The organism is Pseudomonas lopnurensis, assembly GCF_015070855.1.
In the GTDB taxonomy this organism is placed as follows: Bacteria; Pseudomonadota; Gammaproteobacteria; order Pseudomonadales; family Pseudomonadaceae; genus Stutzerimonas; species Stutzerimonas lopnurensis.
This window is the reverse complement of record NZ_JADDIX010000077.1, coordinates 76966-86770: the sequence shown is the minus strand read 5'-3', so window position 1 is coordinate 86770 and position 9805 is coordinate 76966. Positions and strand designations below refer to the sequence as shown.

General features: G+C 63.7%; 11 protein-coding genes. 10 read left to right on the top strand and 1 reads right to left on the bottom strand.

The genetic code is table 11. From position 1 onward, the window contains the following. Positions 1 to 141: 141 nt before the first annotated feature. The 9 genes from rpsP (at position 142) to thrC (ending at position 7758) form a co-directional block, all read left to right on the top strand. Positions 142 to 393, top strand: a complete 252-nt coding sequence (rpsP, locus tag IN820_RS15540) for a 30S ribosomal protein S16 (RefSeq protein WP_102895161.1) — start codon at positions 142 to 144, stop codon at positions 391 to 393. 5 nt (positions 394 to 398) lie between these two features. Then, positions 399 to 935, top strand: coding sequence for a ribosome maturation factor RimM (gene rimM / locus IN820_RS15535; RefSeq protein ID WP_193681827.1), 537 nt, complete (start codon positions 399 to 401; stop codon positions 933 to 935). A gap of 5 nt (positions 936 to 940) precedes the next feature. Beyond that, on the top strand, positions 941 to 1693 hold the full coding sequence (gene trmD, locus IN820_RS15530; RefSeq protein ID WP_193681826.1) for a tRNA (guanosine(37)-N1)-methyltransferase TrmD: 753 nt from the start codon (positions 941 to 943) through the stop codon (positions 1691 to 1693). A 42-nt stretch (positions 1694 to 1735) separates the two neighbouring features. After that, positions 1736 to 2086, top strand: a complete 351-nt coding sequence (rplS, locus tag IN820_RS15525) for a 50S ribosomal protein L19 (protein ID WP_003303444.1) — start codon at positions 1736 to 1738, stop codon at positions 2084 to 2086. A 196-nt stretch (positions 2087 to 2282) separates the two neighbouring features. Next, positions 2283 to 3179, top strand: a complete 897-nt coding sequence (gene xerD / locus IN820_RS15520) for a site-specific tyrosine recombinase XerD (protein WP_193681825.1) — start codon at positions 2283 to 2285, stop codon at positions 3177 to 3179. A gap of 350 nt (positions 3180 to 3529) precedes the next feature. Next, entirely contained in the window at positions 3530 to 4255 is a 726-nt protein-coding gene (locus IN820_RS15515) for a disulfide isomerase DsbC N-terminal domain-containing protein (protein ID WP_193681824.1), read from the top strand. 105 nt (positions 4256 to 4360) lie between these two features. Next, the gene (locus tag IN820_RS15510; RefSeq protein ID WP_193681823.1) at positions 4361 to 4846 is read left to right on the top strand and encodes a GFA family protein; all 486 of its coding nucleotides are present in this window, start codon (positions 4361 to 4363) and stop codon (positions 4844 to 4846) included. Between the two features lie 104 nt (positions 4847 to 4950). After that, entirely contained in the window at positions 4951 to 6255 is a 1305-nt protein-coding gene (locus IN820_RS15505) for a homoserine dehydrogenase (protein ID WP_193681822.1), read from the top strand. 93 nt (positions 6256 to 6348) lie between these two features. Continuing rightward, the gene (gene thrC, locus IN820_RS15500; protein ID WP_193681821.1) at positions 6349 to 7758 is read left to right on the top strand and encodes a threonine synthase; all 1410 of its coding nucleotides are present in this window, start codon (positions 6349 to 6351) and stop codon (positions 7756 to 7758) included. Between the two features lie 96 nt (positions 7759 to 7854). Here thrC and IN820_RS15495 read toward each other — a convergent pair whose 3' ends face one another. Continuing rightward, the gene (locus IN820_RS15495) at positions 7855 to 8541 is read right to left on the bottom strand and encodes a GntR family transcriptional regulator (RefSeq protein ID WP_193681820.1); all 687 of its coding nucleotides are present in this window, start codon (positions 8539 to 8541) and stop codon (positions 7855 to 7857) included. A gap of 211 nt (positions 8542 to 8752) precedes the next feature. Here IN820_RS15495 and IN820_RS15490 point away from each other — a divergent pair, with 211 nt between their 5' ends. Next, on the top strand, positions 8753 to 9214 hold the full coding sequence (locus IN820_RS15490; protein WP_193681819.1) for a GlcG/HbpS family heme-binding protein: 462 nt from the start codon (positions 8753 to 8755) through the stop codon (positions 9212 to 9214). Positions 9215 to 9805: the final 591 nt, after the last annotated feature.

The following is a 9805-nucleotide window of genomic DNA, read 5'->3' as shown; positions in this document are numbered from 1 at the left end:
GCTTGCAGCTTGCAGCTTGCAGCTTGCAGCTTGCAGCTTGCAGCTTGCCTCTTTTACTCGTAAAATGCGCGGCCTTTCGGGCCCAGGCCCATTTTAAAGTGTGTGCCTTAAGTTAGCACCGACTACAGGAACGATGTTCACATGGTAACTATTCGTCTCGCCCGTGGCGGCTCCAAGAAGCGCCCCTTCTACCACCTGACCGTGACCAACAGCCGCAATGCGCGCGATGGTCGCTTCGTCGAGCGCATCGGTTTCTTCAACCCGATCGCCACGGGTGCGGAAGTGAAGCTCTCTGTGAACCAGGAGCGCGCTGCCTACTGGCTGAGCCAGGGCGCACAGCCGTCTGAGCGCGTTGCTCAGCTGCTGAAGGAAGCTGCCAAGGCCGCTGCCTGAATCGCATGAACGCAACGTCTGCTCCGGCCGATGACCTGATCGTCATCGGCAAGATCGTTTCGGTGCATGGCGTGCGCGGTGACGTGAAGGTCTATTCCTTTACCGATCCGATCGACAATCTGCTGGACTATCGCCGCTGGACGCTGAGGCGAGGGGGCGAGGTCAAGCAGGTCGAGTTGGTCAAGGGGCGCCTCCAGGGCAAGATCCTGGTGGCAACGCTCAGGGGCTTGAGCGATCGCGAAGTGGCGCGTACCTACGCCGACTTCGAGATCTGCGTCCCGCGCAGTGAGTTGCCCGACTTGGTCGACGGTGAGTACTACTGGTATCAGCTCCAGGGTTTGAAAGTGATCAACCAGTCCGCGCAGTTGCTCGGCCAGGTCGACCATCTGCTCGAAACCGGAGCCAACGACGTCCTGGTGGTCAAGCCTTGTGCTGGAAGCCTGGATGATCGCGAGCGACTGCTGCCGTACACCGATCAATGCGTATTGAAGATCGATCTGGCGGCGGGCGAGATGCAGGTCGATTGGGACGCGGATTTCTGAACGGCATGGCCGCTTTGCGCGTTGAAGTCATCAGCCTCTTCCCGGATATGTTCGCTGCGATCCGCGACTTCGGGATTACCAGTCGTGCCGTGAAGCAGGGGTTGTTGCAGCTGAACTGCTGGAACCCGCGCAGCTACACCGAAGACCGTCACCAGACGGTGGATGACCGCCCGTTCGGTGGAGGTCCCGGCATGGTGATGAAGATCAAGCCGCTCGAGCTTGCGCTGGCCGATGCCAGGCAGGCCGCTGGCGAGACGGCGAAGGTGATCTACCTGTCGCCGCAAGGGCGTCAGCTGAAGCAGGCTGGCGTTCGCGAGCTGGCGAAGGAGGAGGCGCTGATCCTCATCGCTGGCCGCTACGAAGGCATCGACGAGCGCTTCATCGAGGCGCACGTGGATGAGGAATGGTCGATCGGCGACTACGTATTGTCCGGCGGCGAGCTGCCGGCGATGGTGCTGATCGATGCCGTGACCAGGCTGCTTCCGGGCGCCCTGGGTCATGCTGATTCCGCCGAGGAGGATTCGTTTACCGACGGCCTGCTCGACTGCCCGCACTACACGCGACCGGAAGTGTATGCGGATAAATGTGTTCCTGAGGTGCTGCTCAGCGGCAACCATGAACACATCCGGCGCTGGCGCTTGCAGCAGTCCCTCGGAAGGACCTGGGAGCGCAGGGCCGATCTTCTGGATAGCCGCTCGCTTTCTGGAGAAGAACAGAAGCTGCTGACGGAATACATCCGTCAGCGGGACGATAGTTAACGTATCGATGGCAACCCGCTGGGTTGACCTTAGGAGCACAGCATGACCAACAAGATCATTCAGCAGCTCGAAGCCGAGCAGATGAACAAGGAAATCCCGCCGTTCGCCCCGGGCGACACCGTGATCGTTCAGGTGAAGGTGAAGGAAGGCGAGCGTCAGCGTCTGCAGGCCTTCGAAGGCGTGGTGATCGGCAAGCGCAACCGCGGCCTGAACAGCGCGTTCACCGTGCGCAAGATCTCCAACGGCGTGGGCGTGGAGCGTACGTTCCAGAGCTACAGCCCGATGGTCGACAGCATCAGCGTCAAGCGTCGCGGTGACGTGCGCAAGGCCAAGCTGTACTACCTCCGCGCGCTGTCCGGCAAGGCCGCCCGCATCAAGGAAAAGCTGGTCTGAGGACCGCCTTCCTCGGGACAGAAAAAGCAGCCTTCGGGCTGCTTTTTTCGTTTTGGCGTGGCTCGTTTCGCGAGTCCGCCTCACGCTCCAGCGATGTTGTTGCGGGTGACCGAGCCTCCGCCGCGATTGGGTCGGTGGTGGTCGTACGCAGGTCCGCTATGGAACACTGTCGCGCCCGTTCCTGATGGAAGCTGCCATGCCCGCACTCGACGATCCTGCCATCGACCGCTTTCTCGATGCCCTCTGGCTGGAGAAGGGCCTGGCGGACAATACCCGCGAGGCCTATCGAAGCGACCTGGCGCTGTTCAATGGCTGGCTCGACGAGCGCGGCGTGCGCCTGGCCGCCGCCGGACGCGAAATCATTCTCGATCACCTGGCATGGCGCCTGAACAACGGTTACCAGGCGCGTTCCACGGCGCGCTTTCTATCGGGGCTGCGGGGTTTCTATCGCTACCTCCTGCGTGAAGGCGAGATCACGCTCGACCCGACGTTGCGGGTCGACCTGCCGCGGCTCGGTCGTCCACTGCCGAAGGCGTTGTCCGAGGCGGATGTGGAAGCGCTGCTGGCCGCGCCGGATCTCGGCGATCCGCTCGGCCTGCGCGACCGGGCGATGCTCGAGGTGCTGTATGCCTGCGGCTTGCGCGTGACCGAGCTGATCAGCCTGACGCTGGAACAGGTCAGCTTGCGCCAGGGGGTGTTGCGGACCTTCGGCAAGGGCAACAAGGAGCGCCTGGTGCCGCTGGGCGACGAAGCCCTGTATTGGCTGGAGCGTTATCAGCGCGATGGGCGCGAGCTGCTGCTGGCCGGCAAGGCCAGCGACGTGCTGTTTCCCAGCCTGCGCGGTGAGCAGATGACGCGCCAGACCTTCTGGCACCGGATCAAGCTGCATGCGAAGGTCGCGGGCGTTGCCGCGTCGATTTCCCCGCATACCCTGCGCCATGCCTTCGCCACGCACCTGCTCAACCATGGCGCCGATTTGCGCACGGTACAGATGCTGCTCGGCCACAGCGACCTGTCGACCACCCAGATCTACACCCATATTGCCCGGGCGCGCCTGCAGGAACTGCATGCGGCGCATCATCCGCGCGGCTAGGCGTCCCGTGGGTTGGATCGCACGAATGTGAGCCGGCACCGGGGCTGTCTGGGTTGAGCTTTGCGAAGCCTGACGGGCATGGCTCGGTGTGAGTTGGGCTTCGGCGCTGCGCGCCTCAGGCTACGCGCCCCGACCCAACGGTCCATGACATCCCCGATACAAGGTCGGGTGGGGCTGCCGAGGTCGAGCGCAGTGAAGCCCATGGGCGGAATGGCGCGGCATGGCCTGGGACGTGAGGCGCCCCGGCGGATCGTTCCGTGGCGCCTGTCGGAGAAGCAGCCGGCAGTTTGCGGCGGCATGGCTATGGTAGGCTGTGCACCTTTCCCCGATCGTCGCTGCCAGGAGTTCCCATGGGCGTGATTCGTTTGTTCGCTGCCGCCGCCGTCGGTCTGGCCAGCGCTGTTGCCATGGCTGCCGATCCCGATCAGGCGATTCGCCAGTCGCTGCAGAAGATCCAGCCGGACATGCCCATCGAGGCCGTCGCCGAAAGCCCGATGCCGGGTGTCTACCAGGTCCAGCTCCAGGGTGGGCGCCAGCTGTACGCCAGCGCCGATGGCCAGTTCGTGATCCAGGGCTATCTGTACCAGTTCCAGAACGGCCAGGCCGTCAACCTGACCGAGCAGGCGCAGAGCAAGTCGGTCGCCAAGCAGATCAATGCGATTCCGGCGAGCGAGATGGTGGTCTTCGCACCGAAGGATCCGAAGACCCACATCACCGTCTTCACCGACACCGATTGTGGCTACTGCCAGAAGCTGCACAGCGAGGTGCCGCAGCTGAACCGTCTCGGCGTGGAGGTGCGCTATGTCGCCTTCCCGCGCCAGGGCATGGGCAGCCATGGCGCCAACACCCTGGCCAGCGTGTGGTGCGCCAAGGATCGCCAGGATGCGATGAACAAGGCGAAGGCCCGCGAGGAACTCGCCGCGGCCAGCTGCGATACCCCGATCGCCAAGCAGTATGAACTGGGGCAGATGATCGGGGTGCAGGGCACGCCGGCCATCATTCTCGCCAATGGACAGATGATCCCTGGCTATCAACCGGCCGCGCAGCTGGCCGAGGTGGCGCTCAGGGCCGAGTGATCGCTCCGGTGCCGTCGGTCCGATGGCGCCAGGCCGATCGCTGGCCGGTGGAACTGGGCGACTCGCCGTGTTCAAACCCTGTGGGTCTGAACGAGGTGAGTCGCGATGAAACTCGAAGGTTCCTGTCACTGCCAGGCCGTGCGGTTCAGTCTTGAGTCCGCCGAGCCCTATCCCTTCATGCGCTGCTACTGCTCGATCTGTCGCAAGACGGCGGGCGGCGGCTATGCCATCAACCTGGGCGGCGACTACCGCACCCTGCTGGTCGAAGGGCGCGAACACATCGGCGTCTACCAGGCGCGGCTCGCCGATCCGCAAACCGGCGAAGTCAGGGTCAGCGAGGGACGGCGGCATTTCTGCCGGGAGTGTGGCAGCGCCTTGTGGCTGTGGGACCCGACCTGGCCCGAACTGGTGCACCCGCATGCGTCGGCGATCGACAGCGAATTGCCGGTGCCGCCGGAGCACACCCATCTGATGCTTGGCTCCAAGGCGGGGTGGGTGGAGCCGCAAATCGCTCCGCATGATCGTTGCTTCGCCGAGTATCCCGACGAGTCGCTCGCCCAATGGCACCAAAGGCTGGGCCTCTCGCGGTAGCCGCACGCTCCGGGTCGATTGACTAAAGCCCGCGCCCTTCGTAATGTGCGACTCTTTTGTCGGCCGGCAGGTCCGGCCGTTTCGCTGTGAAGGGGGAGTTCAGCTTGAAACCGGTGAAAGTGGGCATCTGTGGGCTGGGAACCGTCGGTGGCGGTACCTTCAATGTGCTCGAACGCAACGCCGAGGAGATTGCCCGCCGTGCCGGGCGCGGCATCGAGGTTGCGCAGATTGCCACCCGTCAGCCGAATCCCAAGTGCGCGACCGGCGCCACGCCCATCACCGCGGACATCTTCGACGTCGTCGACAACCCCGACATCGATATTGTCGTCGAGCTGATCGGCGGCTACACGCTGGCCCGGGAGCTGGTGCTCAAGGCGATCGAGAACGGCAAGCACGTGGTCACCGCCAATAAGGCGCTGATCGCCGTGCACGGCAACGAGATCTTCGCCAAGGCGCGCGAGAAGGGCGTCATCGTCGCCTTCGAAGCCTCCGTCGCCGGCGGCATCCCGGTGATCAAGGCGATTCGCGAGGGCCTGGCGGGCAACCGGATCAACTGGCTGGCCGGGATCATCAACGGCACCGGCAACTTCATCCTCACCGAGATGCGCGAGAAGGGTCGTGCTTTCGAGGACGTCCTCAAGGAGGCGCAGGCGCTCGGCTATGCCGAGGCCGACCCGACCTTCGACGTCGAAGGCATCGATGCGGCGCACAAGCTGACGATCCTGGCGTCCATCGCCTTCGGCATCCCGCTGCAGTTCGACAAGGCCTACACCGAGGGCATCACCCGCCTGACCACCGCCGACGTCAACTATGCCGAGGCGCTGGGCTATCGCATCAAGCACCTGGGCGTGGCCCGCCGCACCGATGCCGGGATCGAGCTGCGCGTGCATCCCACGCTGATCCCCGCCGATCGTCTGATCGCCAACGTCAATGGCGTGATGAACGCGGTGATGGTCAATGGCGACGCCGTCGGCAGCACGCTGTACTACGGCGCCGGCGCCGGCATGGAGCCGACCGCTTCGGCCGTGGTGGCCGACCTGGTCGATGTCGCGCGGGCGCTGACCACCGATCCGAACAACCGGGTGCCGCACCTGGCATTCCAGCCCGACTCGCTGTCCGACCACCCGATTCTGCCGATCGCTGCCTGCGAGAGTGCCTATTACCTGCGCATCCAGGCCAAGGATCATCCGGGCGTGCTGGCGCAGGTGGCGACCATCCTCTCCGAGCGCGGCATCAATATCGAGTCGATCATGCAGAAGGAGGCCGAGGTCCAGGACGGCCTGGTTCCGGTCATCCTGGTCACGCACCGGGTGATCGAGCAACGCATCGACGACGCCATCGCCGCGCTGGAAGCGCTCGACGACGTGGTGGACAAGGTCGTGCGGATTCGTGTCGAACAATTGAACTGACAGCCGCAAGCCTCAAGCTGCAAGCTACAAGCCGCGCCGAGCTGCTTGCAGCTTGAGGCTTGAGGCTCGAAGCTCAAAAACCGAAGGTTTCATATGCGCTACATCAGCACCCGCGGCCAGGCACCGGCCCTGAATTTCGAAGATGTCCTGCTGGCCGGCCTGGCCACCGATGGCGGCCTGTACGTGCCGGAGAACCTGCCGCGCTTCACGGTCGAGGAGATCGCCTCCTGGGCCGGCCTGCCGTATCACGAGCTGGCTTTCCGGGTCATGCGTCCGTTCGTTGCCGGGAGTATTCCCGACGCCGATTTCAAGCGGATTCTCGAGGACACCTATGGCGTCTTCGCCCACAGCGCCGTTGCGCCGCTGCGTCAGCTGAACGGCAACGAATGGGTGCTCGAGCTGTTCCATGGCCCGACCCTGGCGTTCAAGGATTTCGCCCTGCAGTTGCTCGGCCGCCTGCTCGACCATGTGCTGGCCAAGCGCGGCGAGCGTGTGGTGATCATGGGCGCCACGTCCGGCGACACCGGTTCGGCGGCGATCGAAGGCTGCAAGGCCTGCGACAACGTCGACATCTTCATCATGCACCCGCACAACCGCGTGTCCGAGGTGCAGCGTCGGCAGATGACCACCATTCTCGGCGAGAACATCCACAACATCGCCATCGAAGGCAACTTCGATGACTGCCAGGAGATGGTCAAGGCCAGTTTCGCCGACCAGGGCTTCCTCAAGGGTACCCGGCTGGTGGCGGTCAACTCGATCAACTGGGCGCGGATCATGGCCCAGATCGTCTACTACTTCCACGCCGCGCTGCAGCTCGGCGGGCCGGCCCGTTCGGTGGCTTTCTCGGTGCCGACCGGCAACTTCGGCGACATCTTCGCCGGCTACCTGGCGCGCAACATGGGCCTGCCGATCAACCAGCTGATCGTCGCCACCAACCGCAACGACATCCTGCACCGCTTCATGTCCGGCAACCGCTACGACAAGGACACGCTGCACCCGTCCCTGTCGCCATCGATGGACATCATGGTCTCGTCCAACTTCGAGCGCCTGCTGTTCGACCTGCACGGCCGCAACGGCAAGGCGGTGGCCGAGCTGCTGGATGCCTTCCGGGCCAGCGGCAAGCTGTCGGTGGACGAGGATCGCTGGACCGAGGCGCGCAAGTTGTTCGACTCGCTGGCCGTGGACGACGAGCAGACCTGCGCGACCATCGCCCAGGTGTTCGAGGAAACCGGCGAGGTGCTCGATCCGCACACCGCCATCGGCGTACATGCCGCCCGCGAGTGCCGCCGCAGCCTGAGCATTCCCATGGTCACCCTGGGAACCGCGCATCCGGTGAAATTCCCCGATGCGGTGGAAAAGGCCGGCATCGGCAAGGCCCTGGAACTACCGGCACATCTGGCGGATCTCTTCGAGCGTCCGGAGCGTTGCACGGTACTGGCCAACGACTTGCCGGCGGTCCAGGCCTTCGTCAGTGCTCACGGCAACCGCGGCAAACCGCTGTAAGGCGGCTATAAGCGGCAAACGACAAGCTGCAAGCGGAAGCCGTCAGCGTGTGCTCTGGCGGCTTTTTCGTTGTTCGCCGCGTTCCCGCAGCGCTCGTCAATCGTGGCTGATCACGCCCGCGAGATTGACCGCTTCGAGCTTGCGGCTCAGATGCCCCCTGAGAATGTCTCCCAGGCGTTTCCCGTCCCGGTCGCGTAGCGCTTCGATCATTTCCTCGTGCTCGTTCATCGCCTTGCGCCAGAACGCCTCGTTCATTTCCATCGAGTAGCGAATTCTTTTGATCCGCTGGCTGAGGTTGTTGTACATCTCGAGCAGGATGGGATTGCGTGACGCCTGGAGGATGCGCTCGTGGATCTGCTGGTTGGCATGAAAGTAGGCCTGTAGCTCCTTGCGCTGGTAATGCCCGACCATCTGCTGGTGAAGCGCGCAGATGCGCGCCAGTTCGTCGTCGTCCACATGGCGGCACGCCGTCTCGCCGGCAAGCCCTTCCAGCGCGCCCATGACATCGTAGGTGTGCTCGACGTCGCTCAGGGTCAGCAGGCTCACGCGTGCCCCGCGGTTCGGCATGATCTCTACCAGCCCTTCGGACGTCAGCACCTTCAGCGCCTCGCGTAGCGGCGTTCTGGAGATGCCGAATTTCTCGCAGAGCTGCTTTTCGGAGATCTTTTCGCCGGCCACAAGCCCCCCGTGCTCGATCAATTCACGGATGCGATCGGCAGCTTCCAGATAGAGAATCTTGTGTTGGATCTTGTCCACACTGTTGTCCGGGACGGGTAGCGTCATATCGGCACCTGATGGATGGCTTGGGCAAGCATGTCGGAAAAGCTGTGCTAGCTTTTGTATTAAGAATTCAAAATAGCTCAAAGTGCAGACAGCGAAAACCTATCTTTCAGTCGTACCTGCCGATGCAGGCGCCGGCTGGCCTCGCCGGTCGCGGTGAACAGTGGCAGACGGGGCGACTGCACGTTACGACATGACCCGAGGGGATCTGAACATGGCCGGAAAAGTTTACCGTTCAAGCGTCGTCATCTCCCGTGCCCAGGCGCGGCGCATGCTCGATGCGGCATTCGCCGAGGCGAGAGCCAAGGACATGGAGCCCTTGACCGCATTCATCATGGACGGTGGGGGCAACCTCATTGCCGCCGAGCGCGAGGACGGCTGCGCCCCGTTGCGCCTGCCGGTAGCCCGGGGCAAGGCGTTCGCCGCGCTGGGCAATGGCATCTCCAGCCGAACGGTGGGTGAGCGCAATGAACTTCGCCCGGCATTCCTCGCCGCGGTCGCCGCAGCTTCGGGCGGCAATTTCATTCCCGTGCCCGGCGGCGTGCTGATCCTCGACGAGCAGGACGAGGTGATCGGCTCCGTGGGCGTCAGCGGTGCGTCGTCGGAGGAAGACGAGCACGTGGCTGTGACCGGTATCGAGGCGGCTGGCTTCAAGGCGGGAATCGTTCCGGCCTGAGCGCCCGGCAGTTGCCGGAGCGCGCGCAGTGCTGTGCATTCGCGAGCATGCGCCGCCGGCATCTCGTTGTTGGCCGCGCTGCAGCCCGCTTGGTCAAAAGGCCGCGGTGTACTGATGCCGATCAGCTAAGGCTCTGTGCCCCTCTGTGGTTATGGTAGGGGCGCTTTGGGTAGGAGCCGCTTGCTGGCGATCGGCGGTTCCACGGCATCGCCAGCAAGCTGCCGCCTACGAGCCCGACATTTCAATTTCACGGGAACCAAACGCTTAACGGGCCGGCATGACGCTGTGTGCCCGGGCTTTGGTACGTCTTCGCCGCCATGCAGGCCCAGCGCTCCGATGCGCTCGCCGAGCGGAACGGCAATCCGGCGGCGCGACGCCCCCCCTCGCCCCATACCTGCGCTCATCGTTTGCCTGCGCGTGCGCTGAGGTCTCGCCTGCGCTCCATCACGTTCTGGTAAGGGCATGGCGAAGACCGTTGGTCCTGGAGGCGCCGAAAATTTTTCTCCGAGGTTGGCGCTTGGAAAAAAGCTGAACTACTGTCTGTTTCGGGAAGTGAATAATGAATTCATTTCTTGGTGGCCGACTTTGATT

Bases quoted from the DNA above. Each gene is read 5' to 3' on its own strand.
- rpsP (WP_102895161.1), top strand. From the start codon at position 142: ATGGTAACTATTCGTCTCGCCCGTGGCGGCTCCAAGAAGCGCCCCTTC.
- rimM (WP_193681827.1), top strand. From the start codon at position 399: ATGAACGCAACGTCTGCTCCGGCCGATGACCTGATCGTCATCGGCAAG.
- trmD (WP_193681826.1), top strand. From the start codon at position 941: ATGGCCGCTTTGCGCGTTGAAGTCATCAGCCTCTTCCCGGATATGTTC.
- rplS (WP_003303444.1), top strand. From the start codon at position 1,736: ATGACCAACAAGATCATTCAGCAGCTCGAAGCCGAGCAGATGAACAAG.
- xerD (WP_193681825.1), top strand. From the start codon at position 2,283: ATGCCCGCACTCGACGATCCTGCCATCGACCGCTTTCTCGATGCCCTC.
- IN820_RS15515 (WP_193681824.1), top strand. From the start codon at position 3,530: ATGGGCGTGATTCGTTTGTTCGCTGCCGCCGCCGTCGGTCTGGCCAGC.
- IN820_RS15510 (WP_193681823.1), top strand. From the start codon at position 4,361: ATGAAACTCGAAGGTTCCTGTCACTGCCAGGCCGTGCGGTTCAGTCTT.
- thrC (WP_193681821.1), top strand. From the start codon at position 6,349: ATGCGCTACATCAGCACCCGCGGCCAGGCACCGGCCCTGAATTTCGAA.
- IN820_RS15495 (WP_193681820.1), bottom strand. From the start codon at position 8,541: ATGACGCTACCCGTCCCGGACAACAGTGTGGACAAGATCCAACACAAG.
- IN820_RS15490 (WP_193681819.1), top strand. From the start codon at position 8,753: ATGGCCGGAAAAGTTTACCGTTCAAGCGTCGTCATCTCCCGTGCCCAG.